General features: G+C 58.4%; 21 protein-coding genes and 1 riboswitch. Of the genes, 15 read left to right on the forward strand and 6 right to left on the reverse strand.

Annotated elements, in window-relative coordinates:
• Positions 1 to 457 precede the first annotated feature (457 nt).
• The 12 genes from P1S46_06945 to P1S46_07000 all read left to right on the forward strand — a co-directional run bounded on the left by P1S46_06945 (position 458) and on the right by P1S46_07000 (position 10,194).
• Positions 458 to 793, forward strand: a complete 336-nt coding sequence (locus tag P1S46_06945) for a metalloregulator ArsR/SmtB family transcription factor (GenBank protein ID MDF1536223.1) — start codon at positions 458 to 460, stop codon at positions 791 to 793.
• Positions 794 to 942: 149 nt separating this feature from the next.
• Complete coding sequence (gene feoB / locus P1S46_06950) at positions 943 to 2,883, forward strand: ferrous iron transport protein B (GenBank protein MDF1536224.1); 1,941 nt, start codon at positions 943 to 945, stop codon at positions 2,881 to 2,883.
• Positions 2,884 to 3,071: 188 nt separating this feature from the next.
• On the forward strand, positions 3,072 to 3,773 hold the full coding sequence (locus tag P1S46_06955; protein MDF1536225.1) for a metal-dependent transcriptional regulator: 702 nt from the start codon (positions 3,072 to 3,074) through the stop codon (positions 3,771 to 3,773).
• Positions 3,774 to 3,862: 89 nt separating this feature from the next.
• Positions 3,863 to 3,916, forward strand: coding sequence for a hypothetical protein (locus P1S46_06960; GenBank protein MDF1536226.1), 54 nt, complete (start codon positions 3,863 to 3,865; stop codon positions 3,914 to 3,916).
• Positions 3,913 to 4,125, forward strand: a complete 213-nt coding sequence (locus P1S46_06965) for a hypothetical protein (GenBank protein MDF1536227.1) — start codon at positions 3,913 to 3,915, stop codon at positions 4,123 to 4,125. Before P1S46_06960 ends, P1S46_06965 begins: the two co-directional genes overlap by 4 nt.
• 131 nt (positions 4,126 to 4,256) lie before the next feature.
• The gene (locus tag P1S46_06970) at positions 4,257 to 5,117 is read left to right on the forward strand and encodes an ARMT1-like domain-containing protein (protein MDF1536228.1); all 861 of its coding nucleotides are present in this window, start codon (positions 4,257 to 4,259) and stop codon (positions 5,115 to 5,117) included.
• 104 nt (positions 5,118 to 5,221) lie between these two features.
• Positions 5,222 to 5,881, forward strand: coding sequence for an RNA methyltransferase (locus P1S46_06975; protein MDF1536229.1), 660 nt, complete (start codon positions 5,222 to 5,224; stop codon positions 5,879 to 5,881).
• A complete protein-coding gene (locus P1S46_06980; protein ID MDF1536230.1) occupies positions 5,878 to 6,165 on the forward strand; it encodes a hypothetical protein in 288 nt (95 codons plus the stop codon). Before P1S46_06975 ends, P1S46_06980 begins: the two co-directional genes overlap by 4 nt.
• A gap of 111 nt (positions 6,166 to 6,276) precedes the next feature.
• Positions 6,277 to 7,275, forward strand: coding sequence for a 2-dehydropantoate 2-reductase (locus tag P1S46_06985; GenBank protein ID MDF1536231.1), 999 nt, complete (start codon positions 6,277 to 6,279; stop codon positions 7,273 to 7,275).
• Positions 7,276 to 7,737: 462 nt separating this feature from the next.
• Entirely contained in the window at positions 7,738 to 8,238 is a 501-nt protein-coding gene (locus P1S46_06990) for a peptidylprolyl isomerase (protein ID MDF1536232.1), read from the forward strand.
• 173 nt (positions 8,239 to 8,411) lie between these two features.
• Entirely contained in the window at positions 8,412 to 9,224 is an 813-nt protein-coding gene (locus P1S46_06995) for a septal ring lytic transglycosylase RlpA family protein (GenBank protein MDF1536233.1), read from the forward strand.
• A gap of 73 nt (positions 9,225 to 9,297) precedes the next feature.
• On the forward strand, positions 9,298 to 10,194 hold the full coding sequence (locus tag P1S46_07000) for a PfkB family carbohydrate kinase (protein ID MDF1536234.1): 897 nt from the start codon (positions 9,298 to 9,300) through the stop codon (positions 10,192 to 10,194).
• A gap of 33 nt (positions 10,195 to 10,227) precedes the next feature.
• Here the strand turns inward: P1S46_07000 and P1S46_07005 are convergent, their stop codons facing one another.
• The 6 genes from P1S46_07005 to P1S46_07030 all read right to left on the reverse strand — a co-directional run bounded on the left by P1S46_07005 (position 10,228) and on the right by P1S46_07030 (position 14,205).
• Positions 10,228 to 10,497 carry a thioredoxin family protein gene (locus tag P1S46_07005; GenBank protein MDF1536235.1) on the reverse strand — a complete coding sequence of 90 codons (270 nt, stop codon included), beginning with the start codon at positions 10,495 to 10,497 and terminating at the stop codon, positions 10,228 to 10,230.
• A complete protein-coding gene (locus tag P1S46_07010) occupies positions 10,498 to 10,998 on the reverse strand; it encodes a hypothetical protein (protein ID MDF1536236.1) in 501 nt (166 codons plus the stop codon). It abuts the gene before it with no gap.
• A 146-nt stretch (positions 10,999 to 11,144) separates the two neighbouring features.
• Positions 11,145 to 12,068, reverse strand: coding sequence for a cysteine synthase A (gene cysK / locus P1S46_07015; GenBank protein MDF1536237.1), 924 nt, complete (start codon positions 12,066 to 12,068; stop codon positions 11,145 to 11,147).
• Positions 12,069 to 12,289: 221 nt separating this feature from the next.
• Positions 12,290 to 12,883, reverse strand: coding sequence for a molybdenum cofactor guanylyltransferase (locus P1S46_07020; GenBank protein ID MDF1536238.1), 594 nt, complete (start codon positions 12,881 to 12,883; stop codon positions 12,290 to 12,292).
• Positions 12,880 to 13,794: a protoglobin domain-containing protein gene (locus tag P1S46_07025; GenBank protein MDF1536239.1), complete on the reverse strand. Its 915-nt coding sequence runs from the start codon at positions 13,792 to 13,794 to the stop codon at positions 12,880 to 12,882. The genes P1S46_07020 and P1S46_07025 overlap by 4 nt, the downstream gene beginning before the upstream one ends.
• A gap of 120 nt (positions 13,795 to 13,914) precedes the next feature.
• Complete coding sequence (locus P1S46_07030; GenBank protein ID MDF1536240.1) at positions 13,915 to 14,205, reverse strand: hypothetical protein; 291 nt, start codon at positions 14,203 to 14,205, stop codon at positions 13,915 to 13,917.
• 327 nt (positions 14,206 to 14,532) lie between these two features.
• Positions 14,533 to 14,642: riboswitch (SAM riboswitch) on the forward strand.
• 153 nt (positions 14,643 to 14,795) lie between these two features.
• On the opposite strand from P1S46_07030, the gene P1S46_07035 reads away from it, so the two are divergent.
• From P1S46_07035 to P1S46_07045, 3 genes are all read left to right on the forward strand, one after another.
• Complete coding sequence (locus tag P1S46_07035) at positions 14,796 to 15,965, forward strand: homocysteine biosynthesis protein (GenBank protein MDF1536241.1); 1,170 nt, start codon at positions 14,796 to 14,798, stop codon at positions 15,963 to 15,965.
• A gap of 3 nt (positions 15,966 to 15,968) precedes the next feature.
• Positions 15,969 to 16,778, forward strand: a complete 810-nt coding sequence (locus P1S46_07040; protein MDF1536242.1) for a UPF0280 family protein — start codon at positions 15,969 to 15,971, stop codon at positions 16,776 to 16,778.
• Between the two features lie 78 nt (positions 16,779 to 16,856).
• Entirely contained in the window at positions 16,857 to 17,267 is a 411-nt protein-coding gene (locus P1S46_07045; protein MDF1536243.1) for a 4Fe-4S binding protein, read from the forward strand.
• Positions 17,268 to 17,463 lie beyond the last annotated feature (196 nt).

The following is a 17,463-nucleotide window of genomic DNA, read 5'->3' on the forward strand; positions in this document are numbered from 1 at the left end:
AAGTGGCGCTTCAAGTCGAATTCATTCGACGCGCCACTTCAAGCCCTCGGCTTACAGCCGAGGGTCTAGCTGACTTCCGGGTTCAAACCCTTCGACTACGCTGCAAGCTTGCCTCCGCCGGGCGCACTCTACCGGTAAAAAACCTTTGGTAATCCCCCGGCTTTGCCGGGGGTACATGACAGAGCCGGGTTACGTGTTCCGTAGGGGGAACCATACCCGAAATCCGCCGCAAACGCCCTTCCGGTCGGGGCCGGCCGGTCAGCGGGTAACGTGGGGCGGCAAGTTCAACAGCAACACGGCTCCATGCAAAAAATAGCCCTCTCAATGCCTCGACCGGAGGCCGACCAGAACCAATCGCGGATTTCGGGTGTTGACAAGCGGGGTGAGTATTGATAAGTCGTGTGCACATACGTACATATGATCATGTGTTCATGCGTAAGAATGCCTGGAGGAGTTCATGAGTACGGGAAAACACGATGATCCATTAAAGAAGGTGATGGACAGGGACGATACCGAGGCGGTCCTTTACGAACTCGCCGAGACGTTCCGTGTCCTGGGGGACCTGTCGAGGGTTCGCATTCTCATGGCCCTGGTGGGGGTGGAGCTGTGCGTCCGGGACATCGCCCTGGGGCTCGAACTGACCGACTCGGCCGTTTCCCACCAGCTCCGCATCCTCCGCAACAGCCGCCTGGTGAAGTTCCGCAAGGACGGCAAGAACGTTCTTTATTCCATCAGCGACGATCACGTGCCCACCATTTTCCGTGAGGGGCTCGAACACGTAGAGGGTCTGTAATGTTCGATCAGTCATCACACTGCGCCCGGTGCTATGTGCGTCACCGTCATCACCACGAAGAAAACCGGGAGCCGGAGAAGCGCCGGGGTCTTTTTTCAGGACGGCACCGTCATCGGGGAGCGAGCTGCCATTCACCGGACGGCCGAGCCGTGTCCGGATGCCGGATTCTCATGGTGGGCAACCCCAACGTGGGCAAAAGCGCCCTTTTCAACCGGCTCACCAGCAGCTATGTGGTGGTTTCCAACTATCCTGGGACCACGGTGGCTCTGTCCAACGGACGGATGAAGCACGAAGGGGTGGAGTACGCCATCGTCGATACGCCGGGCATGTATTCCCTGTTCCCCATTACCGAAGAGGAAAGAGTGGCACGTCGCATGATCATGGAGGAACCGGCCGATATCCTGCTTCACGTGGTGGACGCCAAGAATTTGCCGCGCATGCTGCCGTTTACCCTCCAGCTCATCGAGGCCGGGCTTCCCGTGATCCTGGTCCTCAACATCATGGACGAAGCGCGCAAGGCCGGCCTTGCCATCGACGCCGGGGCCCTCGAGAAGAGGCTGGGTATCCCTGTGGTCCCCACGGTGAGCATCTCGGGTGAAGGTGTGCGCCATCTCAAGGAGACCATTGCCGGTTACAGGCCCGGGGGCCGTCGCCTCAATATCGACTACGGGCTTTCCGTTGAAAAAACGGTGCGGGAGAGTGCCAGGTTCATGCCGGATACGAGCTTTACCCCCAGGGCCACGGCGCTCCAGGCCCTGCAGGAGGACAAGGACGTTCTCCGGCTGCTTTCCACGGTGGGGTCCGGACGGGCCAGCAAGTTCTTCGAGGCCCTGAACCAGTTGAAACTGGAGCTGGACCGTCCCGTAAACTACTATCTCACCATGGGCCGCCAGAGGCGCGCCGAACAGATCCTGGCCGACGTGGTCAAGGAGGTCGAGGTCACAGGCAAAGGATCCGGGGCGGGCCTGGACCGCTTTCTCATGAACCCGTGGACAGGGGTCCCGATCCTCCTGGCCGTTCTCTATCTCGGTTTCTACAGGTTCGTGGGGGGGTTCGGAGCCGGTACGGTAGTGGATTTTCTGGAAGGGCACCTGTTCGAACAGTATTTTGTTCCCTTCGTCAACGGCTGGGCCGAAAAGCTTATACCGTGGCCGGTGCTGCGGGACCTTGTGGCCAATGAATACGGTGTGCTGACCATGGGTATCCGATATGCCGTCGCCATCGTCATGCCCATCGTGGGCGCTTTCTTCCTGATGTTCTCCATGGTGGAGGACAGCGGATACCTGCCGAGGCTTTCCCTGCTCATCGACCGGCTCTTCAAAAAGATCGGTCTTTCCGGGCGCGCCGTCATCCCCATGACCCTCGGGTTCGGATGCGGGACCATGGCCACAATGGTTACGAGGACCCTGGAATCGACCCGTGAGCGGGTTATCGCGACGGTTCTGCTGGCTCTTGCCATCCCGTGCTCGGCACAGCTCGGTGTTATCTTCGGCCTCGCCGCCGAATCGCCGGGGATCATCGTCACCTGGATCGGGGTGGTGGGCGCCGTATTTCTCCTGGTGGGGTACCTCATCGCGAAGATCCTGCCCGGTGAGACCCCTGATTTTTTCATGGAGCTTCCCCCCTTGCGCATGCCGCGGCTCGGTAACGTCTGGCTCAAGACCTCCACCAGGATGCGGTGGTACTTCATGGAGATCCTGCCCCTGTTCCTCCTGGCCTCGGTGCTCATCTGGGCAGGGAACCTCACCGGGCTGTTCGAGGCAGCCTTGTCGATCCTCAACTACCCGACCCGATGGATCGGCCTGCCGGAGGAGGCAGCCCAGGCGTTCCTGTTCGGGTTTTTCAGGCGGGACTACGGTGTGGCCGGCCTGTACGACATCCAGCAGGGCGGTGTCCTGACAGGGAACCAGCTTGCCGTCGCCACCATTACCCTGACCCTGTTCCTGCCCTGCGTGGCCCAGTTCCTGATCATGTTCAAGGAAAGGGGATGGCGGGTGGCCATGGCAGTGTCCGCTTTCGTGTTCCCCTTCGCCTTCCTCGTCGGGGGGGCAGTAAACTTCGCTCTCAATGCGCTGGGGATAAACTTATAAGGATTCCAAATTCCAATTTCCATATTCCAAAAAGGTGAGAATGCTAAGGCTGCCCTTGGTCCAATAGTTTTGAAAGTTGTGAGATTGGGGAATAAGTTAGTCAATGATCAGACTCGATCCCATCTGGAATCTTGATGACTTTTTGCGACTCTATCAATCTTGAATCTGGAATTTGGAATCGGGACGATATGGGAGGTATATCAGTGGAACTGAGCAACTTCGCCGAAGAGATACTGGACGAGATCCTCGAGATCCTGTGGACGAAGCTCGAGGAGGGCGGCCAGGAATCCGTACCCAGAACCGATATCGTGGTAGGTCAGGGGCCCGTGGATGAGGAGGCTGTCGCCATCCTTGCGGATAAGGGGTTTCTCTCCATAACGGACGATCTGGTCCAGCTTACCGACACCGGATTCGAGGAAGCAAGGCGTACGATCCGGCGCCACCGGTTGAGCGAGAGGTTGTTCTACGATATTTTCGACGTGGCCGCAGAGGAGATGGAAGAGGTCGCCTGCCGGTTCGAGCACATAATGATAAAGCCGGGTCTCGAGGAGAAAATATGCGCCCTGCTGGGTCACCCCAGGTTGTGCCCGCATGGACGTCCCATCCCGGTGGGTGATTGCTGCCACAGGGCCGAGACCCAGATCGACCAGAAGGTCGTTCCCATGAGCGACCTGCGGCAGGATGAGGCCGGGGTCATAGCCTATGTGAGCACGGGCGATTCGGACAAGCTGAAGAAGCTCATGGCCATGGGGATCCTGCCCGGGGAACCTGTCACGCTCCAGCGCCGGTACCCCTCCTTCGTCTTTACAGTGGGCCGGAGCCGTTTCGCCGTGGACCAGGGGATGGCCGAGGCGATCTACGTCAGAAGGTCCGATCCGGTATCCTCATGACCCGCGCCTTGGAGAGCACATGAGACGGTTCCTTTTTAAAAGAGGTCCTTCTGCAGGAGATCCACCATCGCGTCAAGAACAACCTCCAGGTGATCTCCGGCCTGCTCAGCCTCCAGAGCTACCACATCAAAGATGCCAGGTGAGGGAAGGCCGGTATCGCCTCGAGGTATGCGACGACGGGATCGGGCTGCCCGACGGGTTCGATATCAGGAAAGCCGACTCCCTGGGCCTGAAGCTGGTGACGATCCTGGTCGAGCAGCTTGGAGGAGAGATGGAGATCCGCTCCGGGGACGGGACCTGCTATACACTGGATTTCGCCGAGTACCGCGAGGCCGGAACGGAGATGGTGTAATAATGCAGACTTTTTTAGTAAAACGATTTGTGAGATTGTCAACAAGAAGGAAAAGCGGATATTTCAAATTGGATATCGGCCAAAGGTTTCTTCCGGGTCGAATTCCCGATAAAAAATATCCAATTTAAAATATGAAACTTCACGATGACTGCAGACCCTGTCTCCTCAAGCAGATGGAAGCGACTGCCCGGGCGGCCGGGGCCGATGAAGGGCTGGTGGGGCAGGTCGCCGGCGCCGTAGGCTCCGAGCTGGAGCGCCTCTGGGATCCGGCGTGCAGCCCGCCCGCCATCAGCGCACCCCTTTATCACCTGACCGGCTCCATCTGTGGTGAGGATGACCCTTTCCTGGCCGCCAAGGTCCGCTACACACGGGAAGCGCTCAGGATGCTGCCCGGGGTCCAGGCCAGGATCCTGGAGTCCGGGGATCCCTTCGAGGCCGCGGTCAGGACCGCCATCGCCGGTAACATCATCGATTTCGGTACAGGCATCTACAGCGGACTGTTCGATCTGGGAAAGACTCTGGAGGATTTTCTTCAAAAGCCCCTGTTCATAGACAATGTGAAGGAGCTCCAGGCCCGATCTGCCTCCGCCCGGAAGATCCTGTACATAGGGGACAACGCAGGTGAAACCGTTTTCGACCGGCCCCTTTTAAGGTTGCTCGACGGGGCTGAACTTTATTATGCCGCCAAGGATGGGGCTGTAATAAACGATGCCACGGTCAAGGATGCCACCCTGGCGGGGGTACACCTTCACGCCCGGATCGTCAGCACCGGAACGAGAACCCCCGGAACCCTCCTCGATCAGTGCTCCGACGAGTTCCTGGAGCTGTTTGAGTCGGCGGACCTTGTTATCGCGAAAGGCCAGGGCAACTTTGAGACTCTCACCGAACTTCCCTCTCTGGGACAGCTCTTCCTGCTGTTCACCGTGAAGTGCCCGGTAGCTGCCCGGCACCTGGACGCAGCCATGGGCGACATGGTGGTGATGAAGTGGTAGGGGAGTTTATGGTATACAGTTTACCGTTTACAGTGAAATCCCCCATGTCGATCTCTGGTATTCCAGTAACCGAGAACCGTAAACTGTCAACGGTGAACTGAATAATGACTGACCGCGAACATCTTGAACAGCTTCTTCTCCCCGACCGCCTTGAACGGTTCAGGGAGGTGCTGGCGGGCAGGACCTCCTCTGTCACGGCGGTCCTCGAGAACCTGCACAAGGACCACAACATCAGCGCGGTTTTAAGGACCTGTGAATCCTTCGGGATCCAGCGCGTCCACGTTGTCCCCCAGCCCGGCCATGGGCGGGTCTTTGATACCGTCACCCGGGGCTGTGACCGGTGGCTGACCATCCAGCGCCATCCCGACGTGACCTCCTGCCTGATGAGGCTCAGGGCCGACGGTTTCCGGATCCTGGCAGGCGCCCTGGAGGAAAGAGCCGAGCCTCTCGAGAGTGTGGATTTTTCCGGCAGGATCGCCCTGATCTTCTCCAACGAACTGCAGGGTGCCAGCCGGGAGGCTCTGGACATGGTGGACGGCTGTTTCGTCATCCCCATGGCCGGTTTTTCCCAGAGTCTGAACGTGTCGGTGGCCGCCGGTATCGCCATCCACCGGGTGATGCAGTACAAGAGGAGCGTTGGTGAAGAGCTCGAACCGGTGCCGCCGGAAGAGGCGGCACTGCTCATGGACCTGTGGGTTAAAAAATCGGTAAGGAACGCCGGCCGGATCCTCAAGGAGCTTAAAATCAGGGGGAGCAGGGAATGAACGTCCTTTGCAGCGCCTGCGGCGCCGTTTCTGAACTGCCCGAAAAGGTTGGTTTCAGGGATGTCTGCCCTTCATGCGATTCCTGGCTGCACGCCTGCGTGAACTGCAGGTACCGTGTACAGAGTGGATGCGGCGAAACCGCCGCCGAAAAGGTCAGGGACCCTGAAGGGCAGAACTTCTGCGAGTGGTACCGCGGAATTGACGCCAATTCCGCGGGTGAGGGGAAAACCTCCTCAAGTAAAGATGCTGCGGAAGAGCTGTGGAAAAAACTAACGAAAAAATGAACCGTTTGACGCGGGGACCTTGGGACGCCAAGACGCGGAGAAAAGATCATTCCCCGTGTCTCCCCTTCAACGTGTCTCCGTGTCACGGGATGATGAAACGGAGGTGACGGTTTGGCAGTCGCTTTAAAAGAGGTTCACCGCCGTTTCATCATCTACGGTGCCGGCGCCATAGGTTCCGTTTTCGGTGGGATGCTCGCGAAGGGTGGACACCAGGTCGATCTCGTTGGTCGCGAGGAACACATGGAGGCGATCCGGAAGGATGGTCTTCGGATCGATGGGCTCCTGGGTGAATTCATGGTGGAAGGGGTCGGCGCTTTTACCGGCCTGGAGAGGATCGATCCCGAACCTGTTCCGGGTGTGGTCTTCATTGCCGTCAAATCCTCGGACACGGCGAGGGCAGTACAGGATATCGCCCGGAGCGGGATCGTTGGCGATGGTACCCTGGTGGTCTCCCTGCAGAACGGTCTGGGCAACCTCGAGTCGATCCGGGAGATGTTCGGACCTTACCGGAGCGTGGGGGGGAGGGTCATTTTCGGCGCCCAGGTCACCCGGCCAGGATGGGTTCACGTTTCGGTATGGGCCGACAGTGTTCTTATTGGGGGTCCCCCGACAGGGCCGGGGGTAGAAGCTGCCCGCAACCTTGCCGGGGAGTTGACACGATGCGGCATCGAGACACGTGTATCAGAAAATATCCAGGCTGCCCTCTGGGGGAAAGTGCTCTACAATGCGGGATTAAACCCCTTGTCGGCTCTCCTCGAGGTTCCTTACGGTGCGCTGGGTGAACAGGAAAATGCCAGGCGTCTGCTTGTCCTTCTTGTCGAGGAGGCCTTTGCCGTGGCCTCGGTTGAAGAGACGCTCCCATGGGAATCGTTGGACGGTTACCTGGAACTGTTCTTCGGAAAGCTTCTTCCAGCCACCGAGTCTCATTACAGTTCCATGCTCCAGGATTTGGAGGCGGGGCGGGAAACGGAGATCGAGGCCATCACCGGCGAGGTCATCAGGAGAGGCGATGCCCGGGGCGTCCCGGTGCCGGTAAGTAAGGTGGTGTATGAGCTTATTAAAGCTAAGGCGGCGATGGAAAAACGTTCGCCAACAGATTCCGGAGTCTGAAGATCTTGCGCACCGGTGCACATGCGCGCTGAACTTTTTGAATCTTGAATTACAGATGCTGGAGGTGATTATCCGATGACTGGAACATCCATACTGGAATTTTCCCTGATCGCGGCCCTGTCCATGATGTTGGCAACGCCGGCATCTGTATCCGCTGCCGAGGCCGGGAACGTCCAGGTCCGCGTCGAGGGGAACCGTGTCTCGGTGAGCTACGATATCCCGGGCGACGGCGCCGTCGACATCGAGGTGAGCTTTACCGACGAGAACGGTCCGGTCAGCCACACCCCCGCGACCCTTTCGGGTGATGTGGGGAAAGGGGTTATACCGGGGAAGGGAAAGGTCCTCGCCTGGGATTTCCTCAAGGATCATCCCTACGGGTTGATATCTCAAAAACTTGCAGCTGAAGTGAAAATCTCCAGGGCTGGTGATGACAGCTCTCCTGTGACGAAGAAGGGGGACAAAATGCCGAAAGTCAGTATCGAAACATCCATGGGAACCATCGTCGCCGAACTTGACCTGGAAAAGGCGCCCATCAGCGTGGAGAATTTCCTCGGTTACGCGCGGGACGGGTTTTTCGACGGCACGATCTTTCACCGGGTCATCGACGGATTCATGATCCAGGGCGGGGGGTTTGGCGCCGACATGCAGCCGAAGAAAGGAAAACCCGCCATCAGGAACGAGGCCGCGAACGGGCTCAAAAACAGCAGGGGCACCCTGGCTATGGCCAGGACTTCCGTGGTTGACAGCGCCACGGCACAGTTCTTCATCAACCTGGTGGATAACGGCCTTCTCGATCACCGGGACACCAGCAATGCCGGTTTCGGTTACGCCGTGTTCGGCAAGGTCGTGGAGGGGATGGACGTTGTGGATGCCATCGGCAAGGTCAAAACCGGCAGCAAGGGAATGTTCCAGGATGTGCCGGCCGAACCGGTGGTCATGAAGAAGGTCACGGTCCTGGAATGAGGGTTGCTTTCCTGTGCGCAGGGCGCAGGGCGGAAAAGCATGTGTGGAAAGTGGAAAGCCGAAGGCCCTGAGTCACGCCAACTTGTCACGGTGAAGTTCGAAGAACGAAGACGGATGGCGTGACCGAAGGGGTGAAAAGTGAAAAGGAAATGAAGGCAGGAGGCGGCGCTGCTATGAGCAGGCAAAAGGTACGGCCCTTATCCCTTATCACTTATCCCTTGTCCCTTGGCTGCCTCCTGTTCCTGGTTTCCTGCGCTACCAACCCTCCTGGCCGAACCCTGAGCGGTGTCGAAGGGCCCCTCCCTCCTCCCTCGAAAGAGGCACAAGCCCCCTCACAATCCGGCAAGATCTACACTGTCATGGGGCAGACTTATCGGGTCCTGGGGTCCTCGAGGGGTTATGTCGAGAGGGGAATGGCTTCATGGTACGGGACAAAGTTCCATGGCCGCAAGACCGCCAGCGGCGAGATCTACGACATGGACAAGTTCACAGCCGCCCACCGGACGCTGCCCCTCGGTACCTTCGTCAAGGTCAGGCGCACCGACTGCAGGGGGGAGTCGGTGGTGGTCCGCGTCAACGACAGGGGGCCCTTCGTGGATAACCGCGTCATCGATCTCTCCCGGGCGGCCGCGACCCAGCTCGACATGCTTGAGGAAGGGACGGCCGAGGTGACGATCACCGCCTTTGGCGAGGAGATCCTCCGGGGCAGGCCGGGAGAGGTCACCCTCAAGGCGCGGTACGATTATAACGAGGGGTCGTTCTCCGTCCAGGTTGGGGCGTTCACGGTCAAGGAGAACGCGCAGCGCCTTGCGTTGAGCATGAAGGCGGAACACGGCGCCGCCGACCTGTCCCTTTTTGACAGGGGCGACATGGTCTTTTTCCGGGTCAGGGTCGGCCGGTTTGAAAGCAGGGAGGAGGCAGAAGGGTTCAGGGACAACCTGATCCGTTCGGGCGAGTTCGGGCAGGCGTTCGTAGTGGCGCGATAGCGCCGCGGAACAGGGAAGGACGAAGGAAGAAGGATGAAGGAAGAAGGGAATTTTTCAAGATTTTGCATTTTGAATGCGGAAGGTTTTCTTCCTCCTTCCTCCTTCCACCTCCTGCATTGATATGATCCTCGTTGTTGGAAACCTGAATTACGATATCCTCCTCCCCATGGATCGTTTTCCCTCCTCCCACGAGAAGATGACCTGCGAATCCGCTGTGGCCGGATGCGGCGGAAGCGCCGCCAACACGGCGTGGTGGCTCGCAAAGCTGGGTGTACCGGTGGCTCTTGCGGGTGCCGTGGGTTCGGATCCCATGGGTCAGGCCCAGCTCGCGGACCTCGAGGCCGCGGGAGTGCGGATCCGCGGAGTGATCCGGACGCCGGGGTCCACGGGCCTTGCGGTCATCTTTTCTCTGGGGCGGGAGAAAAGGATGGTACGGGCACCCGGAGCTAACCTTCACACGACCTTCTTTCCCGGCCTGCTCGACGGCTGCCGCATCCTCTACCTTTCCGGTGCCGATATTCCGGTGCTGGCACAGTACGCCCGCGGGGCTCGTCAGCGGGGGATCACCGTGCTGTGCGGACGCCACGGGGCACAGGACGAGGCCGTGGCGAGCCATGCGGACGGTTTTATCCTCAACTCCGACGAGGTCCGGGAATTGACGGGTGTCGCGGATCCGGAGGATGGGGTGAGGGCCCTCGACGCGCGGTTGGCGGTTGTGACCCTTCCAGAGGGGGGGTGCCTTGTCTCTGAAGGGATCGAGGTCGTGCACGTCCCCTCTCCCGAGCTGGACCCTGTGGACAGGACCGGGGGCGGCGACGCTTTCGCGGCAGGGTTTATAGCGGGGTTTTACAGTAGTTTGAGCCTGGAGGAGTGTGGGGAGCTTGGAAACAAGCTGGCGAGCATGGTGATCATGGAGCGGGGCGGCAGACCTGAAATTTCATTAGGATGTGAGCTGAAATTTCAGGTCTAGCACCCGGTGTCTGGACACCGGACACCGGGAAATTCAGTCTCGGGGGAGACGGAACTTCCCCTTCGGGACCGATTCGTCCAGTGCCTGTTTCATCATTTTCACCAGGGTCATCTCCATCATCGCTCGCGTCGGCGCGGCGCCGTCGATGTAGACCTTGTCGTTCACCCAGATCTTGGGAACCGTCACGACCTTGTAGCGCTGGCTCAACTCTGGATACTGTTGGCTTCCGAAGACCAGTGCCTTCACGCGGCTGCTCACTGAGGCCATGGCGTATGCGAGCCGGACCGGCTCGGGACAGAACACTCATTCAGGGGTGGTGAAAATGCGGATCACCACCTCCTCTTCGAGACCGGCGAGGAAGGCTTCGACGGGAGGGGAGAACCTGAAAGGTTGTCCCGAGGCCAGGAGGATCCCGTCGAGGAACGGACGAACCTCCTGCCGTTCCGGGAATCCGTAATATCTCAAGATCCCACCCGTGGGGCCCTTCAATTCAATAACCGGCCCATGGTCCACTTCCAGCTCTGATTTCGCTTCTTCGGTAAGTTCCCTCGGCACGATGATAAGGTTGGAAGATGTCCGGGCCATCAGGTCAACGAGGGTCTGGGTCTCCTCTCCCTGGTTTTCATTCTCGCCGCCCCGGTAGAGGAACAGCGTCACGGTTGAGGTGAGGGAGGCCAGGTTCTCCTGGACGATCTTTTTGGTCTCTTCGCTGATCCTTACCGGCGGCTTCCCGGCCTCCTTGCCGGAGGAACATGCGGTAAGGGTGAGAGCCAGCAGGACAGTGGTTACAATCTCATATCTCATATCTCATATCTCTGGGGGGGAATGATCTCAAATCTCACATCTCATATCTCAGAGGAGAATAATCCAGATCTGTGGCGAGTTGTTCCGGTTTTTGGATTCTGATCGATCTTTTTAAAATCTGAGATTTGAGATCTGAGATTCACCCCCTACTCAAACAATGGAGTGGAAAGGTACCTTTCCCCCGTATCGCACAGGATCGTCACGATGGTCTTGCCCTCGTTGCCAGGGCGTCCCGCTACCTGGACAGCCGCGTGGACGTTGGCCCCGGCGGAGATCCCCACGAGGATGCCCTCTTCCCTGGCAAGCCGGCGGGATGTCCGGAAGGCGTTGTCGGCGTCGATCCTGATGATCTCGTCGATGAGGGCGGTATCCAGAACAGGGGGAACGAACCCGGCCCCGATCCCCTGGATCTTGTGGGGCCCGGGAGGGCCGCCTGAAAGGACGGGGCTGTCGGAGGGTTCAACGGCGATAACCTTGAGGTTGGGGTTCTTTCCCTTGAGGGCTCCGCCTGCACCAGTCAAAGTACCGCCGGTACCCACAGCGGCAACGAAAAAATCCACTTTGCCGTCCGTGTCGGTCCAGATCTCCTCGGCGGTGGTTCGGCGGTGGACCTCGGGGTTGGCGGCGTTCTCGAACTGGTTCGGCATGAACGCGTTGGGCAGCTGCTCCAGGAGTTCCTCAGCCCGCTCGATAGCTCCCCTCATGCCACTGGAGCCCGGCGTCAGGATCAGTTCAGCTCCCATGGCCGCAAGGAGGTTCCGCCGCTCGACGCTCATTGTGTCAGGCATGGTCAGGATGAGCCTGTACCCCCGGGCGGCCGCGACGAAGGCCAGCGCGACGCCCGTGTTGCCCGAGGTCGGTTCCACGATGACCGTTCCCGTGTCGATGAGGCCTGCCTTTTCGGCTGCCTCGATCATGCTCAGCCCGATACGGTCCTTGACGCTGGAAAGGGGGTTCATGCACTCCATCTTTCCCAGGACGATGCCTTTGGCCCCATCGGTAACCTTGTTCAGCCTTAGAAGGGGCGTTTTCCCTACCAGCTCCGTAATGCTCCCGTAAATTCGGCTCATTACACTCTCCTTGCAGGCAAGGCCTTGCAGCCTGCCCCTTTGCGTACCGCACTGTACTATATTGATTAAGTAGGAAAAAATTAAACTAAAGTTCAGGGCTATAGTCAAGAAAAAAGAAACTATTTACACGTAAATTTGTGTATAAATAGCTTCTTTTTTCTGTAGACTGCATGGGAAGTGCGTTGAGTGCGGAACTGCCCCGCCCTGCCTGCACCTGGCGGTCAGGGGTCAGCCAACCGTTCCCAATCCTCCGGAGTGTTGATGTTAGCAAAAGGATCCCCTTCGCCTTCCACCGTCATAATTTCCGGGTTCGTGATCTTCAGGCCCTCGAGGGCCGCCATGATCCTGAAGGATCCCTTGTCGATGGCTTTTTTCATGGGAGCGGCGCAGCTTCGGGAGTAGAGGGCGCACAGCGGTTCGAAGCCCGTTGGCCCCCTGGGGATCACCGCGTCAACACCGCCTCGCATCCGGACCACCTGGTCGATGAGGGACGCGGATACGAATGGCATGTCGGCAGCCATGACGAAGACGGCGGGTGTGCCGGCGGTCATGACAGCTGTGTAAAGACCCCCGAGAGATCCTTTCCCGGGGATAAGGTCTTCGATGGCCCTGATCCCCAGGATGTGAAACTCCGGCCGGTCGTGACCGATGACCAGCACGTCGCTGAAAAGGGAAGAAAGAAGGGTGATCGATCTTTTGACCAGAGGTTCCCCGTCGACTTCGAGCAGCACCTTGTCCCTGCCGAACCTGCTGCTCTGTCCTCCAACCAGGACTGCTGCGCCGACCTCCCCGGGAAAAGGCACGCCAGGGGTCATTTGCCGCGGTCAGCGTGGGAGATGAGCCAGTACACCACGGCGAGGAGAAGCAGGGTGAAGACCCTGGTGCCGTAATCCATGAGGGTGGTGAGCTGGGCACCAGGGTTGGCGTGCTGCAGGGATCCGATGAGCACCTTCCTGATAAAGGCAACGATGACGATCCCGATGAAGATCGTAATGGGTATGTGACGTCCCCGCAGGTGCTGGATCTCGGTGCCGAGAAGCTCGATCATCATCCAGATGATAAGCAGGGAACCGAGAGCCCCCACAACTCCCGTTTCCAGGTGCTCGGCCCGGAAGATGTTGGCCACGTCCTGAATGAACAGCCACACCACGGCCAGGGACACGACAACCAAAGCCATCCCCAGGACGAGGTTCAGTCCATGGGTGAACCGCTCCAACAGGCTCATGAGGATCGATTCGGCCCTGGCGTTGAGGAAATACTTCTTCAACTCGGCCTGCCGGTAGGAACTGGTGAGCACGTCCAGGTTGATGTCCAGGATCTTGGTAATGGCTGTCGTGACCTTTTCCCGGTCCTCGGCCGGAATGTCCTGCTCGATCACCTCGGTCAGGAACTGCCTCACCTTGGTCATGGTGGAGTTGACAAGGTGGCCGTCGAGGTTGATGCCCACGTGGACCCTGCCGACTTTCCGCAGCTGCTGGAAATAGGCCTCATCGTAGGTCCCGGAAAAAAGCCTCATGAACCAGCCGGCAAAGGTCATGGCGTGATGGTTCTGCTTCGCCTCCGTGGGGAAAAAGTCAGCCATGAACTCGTGGGAAAGGAAATAGGCCATCAGTTCCGTCCCGAACCTGTCCCGGTGTTTCTTCATGGTGGAGGCAAGCTCTCCGAGAAGTTTTTCCTCGGCGGAGGTCAGTTCGTAATGGGCCTTGATCTTTTTGACGGTGATCATGGAGAGATCCTTTCAAAAAATCGGGAGGTGGAACAGGGAATTGGGAAGAAAGACTCAGCTGTAATTGCTGTAAGACGTTTCCTTCCACCTTCCCTATTCCTCCTTCCTCATTCGATAGTGCTATTGCATTGTCGGGTAGTCCGGCTTCTCGATCCATGTCTCCACTTCCCCGATGATAAAAACACCGCGGTCGTCCCTGTTGTACCCTGCCTCGCCAAGCTGTTCCGGTGTGTTTATCTCCAGAAGCTCCCCCATGGCCTCCTTGTCATTGTCGGTCATGTGCCAGAGGTGGATCTCCAGGAGAATCTGGTCGGATTCCACACCAACACCCTTCTTGATGTAAAAGGGGAACTCGAAGGCCTCGACATCGTTGAGGGGGCAGTAGGCGATCGGTTTTTCATTCTGTGTCATGGGGTGTTTTTGCCTCCGGAACAGGGAAGGAGGAAGAGGGAAAGAAGAAGAAAAAACCAAACCCGGTTTCTCCCCTGATTCTGGTTGCATCCTCTTTCCAGGTTCATCCCTCACGTTGATATTGCGCCGGTTCTCACCGGAACCCTGTGTGGGGTTCTCTGACAGGTCCCCAGTTTAAAGCCAAATGCCGGTCCCTGTCCAGTTTGGGATTGTAGATTGCTTTAATCCCGCCTTTAAGAGGAAAATTGATGGATGGATTTAAATATACTTGACTTTTTAAGTTTGGTTGTGCCAGTCTCCCACCCTACATAGACTGCGACCATACAGTCCTTATCGAGAGTGGTGGAGGGACGGGCCCTGTGAAACCACAGCAACCGGTCGCGCAGTGCGCGTGACGCCCGGTGCTAAATCCCGCAAGAGTTCTTGAGAGATAAGGAGACGGGTAACCGATATTGCCCCTCCTGCTTTCAGGTGGGGCTTTTTATTTTCAGGTATGGATCATCACCTGAAAATAAAAAGATGAGTCAGCTTTACGATCACTCAGGTCTGGCTGTTTCGGCCAGGCATAAACCGTAACAAGGAGAAGTAACATGGCCAAAGTGAAGAAGAGTTTCGAGGAGATCAACGAGCGGATCCGGTCCGGCAAGGCCGTTGTCCTCACCGCCGACGAGATGTCCGATCTCGTGGACGAGGTGGGGGCGGCCAAGGCTGCCAGCGAGGTGGATGTCGTCACCACAGGGACCTTTGGGATGATGTGCTCCTCGGGCGCCATGTTCAACTTCGGGCACACGAGTCCCAAGATCAAGTCGGAAAAGGTCTGGTTCAACGACGTACCCGCCTATGCGGGCCTGGCTGCCGTGGACACCTTTCTCGGTGCCACCGAACCCCGGGAGGACGATCCGTTAAACAGGGTCTATCCGGGCCGTTTCCCCTACGGGGGCGCCCACGTCATCGAGGACCTGGTAGCGGGCAGGAAGGTGGACATCCGGGTCACCGCTTACGGAACGGACTGCTATCCGTCCAGGAAGGCCGAACTTGAAAAGTCCCTGGACGAGATCCCCTATGCGGTGCTCTTAAACCCCCGGAACGGATACCAGAGCTACAACTGTGCCGTGAATATGGGTGAAAAGACGATCTATACCTACATGGGGGTCCTGAAGCCCGACGGCAGCAACGCCACCTACTGCAGCGCGGGACAGCTGTCTCCCCTCCTCAACGACCCCCTGTACCGGACTATCGGGCTGGGGACGAGGATCTTCCTGGGCGGTGGGGAGGGTTTTGTCATCTGGCACGGGACACAGCACAACCCCAACGCTCCGAGAGGGGAAAACGGGGTGGTCCGTACACCGGCCGGAACCCTCGCCGTCATGGGCGACCTCAAGGGGATGCAACAGCGGTACCTGAGGGGGGCCAGCATGCTGGGATACGGTATCACCCTGTTTGTCGGGCTGGGTATCCCTATCCCTATCCTCGACGAGGAGATGGCCCGCTTCACAGCCGTCAGGGACAAGGACATCTTCACCAATATCGTGGATTACGCGGAGGCCTATCCCCAGGGGACAGGCAAGACTCTCGGTGAGATCAGCTACGAGGAACTGCAAAGCGGCACGATCAGGTTCAACGGCAAGGAGATCACAACGGCGCCCCTTTCAAGCTACTCCATGGCACTGGAAATAGCCCGGGAACTCAAGCGGTGGATCCTCGAGGAACGGTTCATCCTCGGCGTTCCGCAAAAACCGCTGCCCGGTCCAAGGGCATGACCGATGATGCTTCGTGCCGGTTTTGGCAACAGGGATTATCGTGAAGGCCCGGCTCCCGGGGGGCTGGTGTCTTTCAGGGCAGTGGTTGATGAGACGGACCTGTGGATCGCCGCCCGTGAGAATCTCACCGCCGCTGCCCTTGCGTCCATCAGGAAACACCGGGCCGGTGTGGAAGAGTACATCGGTGAGCATCCGGGTTTTGCCTCCGCCCTCAAGCCGTGGGTCGTCAAGGTGCCTCACGGGTCGCTGGTGAGCCGCATGACCGAAGCTGCTGCGGCAGTGGGTATAGGGCCCATGGCCGCGGTGGCCGGCACCATCGCCGAAGCGGTTGCACGGGACCTGAACCTGAGATCCGGGCAGGTCGTTGTTGAGAACGGCGGCGACCTGTACCTGATCGGGGGCCGCCCCAGGCGTATCGGGATCTGGGCCGGCAAATCGCCCCTGACCAACCGGGTGGGCCTTGAAGTCGTCCCGGGTGGCGGGATAGCCGTGTGCACCTCGTCGGGAACGGTGGGGCCGTCCCTGAGTTTCGGAAAGGCCGACGCCGCGGTTGTGATCTCACGATCGGGCGCTCTTGCCGACGCCGCTGCCACCGCATTGGGAAACCGGGTCAACGGCCCCGGCGATGTGGAGTCTGCCCTGGACTGGGCCATGTCGGTCACAGGAATTACCGGAGCTGTCGTAGTCCTGGGCAGCACTATCGGAGCCAAGGGGCAAGTGGAACTCGTTCCACTCGCTGATCCAAAATCCAAGATCCAAGATCCAAAATCCAAAATCCAAGATTCAAAATCCAGGATCCAAAATCCAAAATAGGATCTTCGGTGTGGTTGCCTGCCCTGGATCTGGTATTTTGGATGTATAAATTTCACGCTGAATAAGAGGAAATTTATTATGGAAAAGACAATTATAGTCCGCTTCACCAAACAAACCTGGAACACACCCGTCATCCACGGTCTTTCCAGGAAAGCCGACCTGGTCTTCAATATCCTCGAGGCCAAGGTCCTGCCGCGCCAGGAGGCCTATGCCATCATGAATCTGGAAGGGACCGCGGTGGAGTACGCCAAGGGGATCGAGTATCTCAAGTCGTGCAACGTGCTCATCGAGGAGGTCACGGATACCATACAGCGGGACGAGGACAGCTGTGTTCACTGCGGGGCCTGCTTGACCGTGTGTCCTTCAGGCGCCCTTTACGTGGACGGGCCGGAAAGGAAGGTGGCCCTCGAAAAGGACAGGTGCATCGCCTGCGGAAACTGCGTCGATGTGTGCACGGTGCATTGCATGAGTTTGTACATCTTTTCCTGAACTCGGCAGTGGAAAGGGGAAAGAGGAAAGTGTAAACTTGATGGACTCGCAAAAAGTCCATCAACGCACCCCGCGCGGGGTGCCCAAATCAATGACCCGCACTGTAAGTCATTGATTTGTGAGGAAAGGGAAAACCACGCTTTTCCCTTTCCGTGGAGCGAAAAGTCCCGGATTGGACTTTTTGCGACTCTATCAA

The organism is bacterium, from assembly GCA_029210545.1.
Lineage (GTDB): Bacteria > BMS3Abin14 > BMS3Abin14 > BMS3Abin14 > BMS3Abin14 > JARGFV01.

Excerpts from the sequence above, each read along its gene's own strand:
- P1S46_06945 (MDF1536223.1), top strand. The coding sequence starts at position 458 with ATGAGTACGGGAAAACACGATGATCCATTAAAGAAGGTGATGGACAGG.
- P1S46_06955 (MDF1536225.1), top strand. The coding sequence starts at position 3,072 with ATGGGAGGTATATCAGTGGAACTGAGCAACTTCGCCGAAGAGATACTG.
- P1S46_06970 (MDF1536228.1), top strand. The coding sequence starts at position 4,257 with ATGAAACTTCACGATGACTGCAGACCCTGTCTCCTCAAGCAGATGGAA.
- P1S46_06975 (MDF1536229.1), top strand. The coding sequence starts at position 5,222 with ATGACTGACCGCGAACATCTTGAACAGCTTCTTCTCCCCGACCGCCTT.
- P1S46_06980 (MDF1536230.1), top strand. The coding sequence starts at position 5,878 with ATGAACGTCCTTTGCAGCGCCTGCGGCGCCGTTTCTGAACTGCCCGAA.
- P1S46_06990 (MDF1536232.1), top strand. The coding sequence starts at position 7,738 with ATGCCGAAAGTCAGTATCGAAACATCCATGGGAACCATCGTCGCCGAA.
- P1S46_06995 (MDF1536233.1), top strand. The coding sequence starts at position 8,412 with ATGAGCAGGCAAAAGGTACGGCCCTTATCCCTTATCACTTATCCCTTG.
- P1S46_07000 (MDF1536234.1), top strand. The coding sequence starts at position 9,298 with ATGCGGAAGGTTTTCTTCCTCCTTCCTCCTTCCACCTCCTGCATTGAT.
- P1S46_07010 (MDF1536236.1), bottom strand. The coding sequence starts at position 10,998 with ATGAGATATGAGATTGTAACCACTGTCCTGCTGGCTCTCACCCTTACC.
- cysK (MDF1536237.1), bottom strand. The coding sequence starts at position 12,068 with ATGAGCCGAATTTACGGGAGCATTACGGAGCTGGTAGGGAAAACGCCC.
- P1S46_07020 (MDF1536238.1), bottom strand. The coding sequence starts at position 12,883 with ATGACCCCTGGCGTGCCTTTTCCCGGGGAGGTCGGCGCAGCAGTCCTG.
- P1S46_07025 (MDF1536239.1), bottom strand. The coding sequence starts at position 13,794 with ATGATCACCGTCAAAAAGATCAAGGCCCATTACGAACTGACCTCCGCC.
- P1S46_07030 (MDF1536240.1), bottom strand. The coding sequence starts at position 14,205 with ATGACACAGAATGAAAAACCGATCGCCTACTGCCCCCTCAACGATGTC.
- P1S46_07035 (MDF1536241.1), top strand. The coding sequence starts at position 14,796 with ATGGCCAAAGTGAAGAAGAGTTTCGAGGAGATCAACGAGCGGATCCGG.
- P1S46_07040 (MDF1536242.1), top strand. The coding sequence starts at position 15,969 with ATGATGCTTCGTGCCGGTTTTGGCAACAGGGATTATCGTGAAGGCCCG.
- P1S46_07045 (MDF1536243.1), top strand. The coding sequence starts at position 16,857 with ATGGAAAAGACAATTATAGTCCGCTTCACCAAACAAACCTGGAACACA.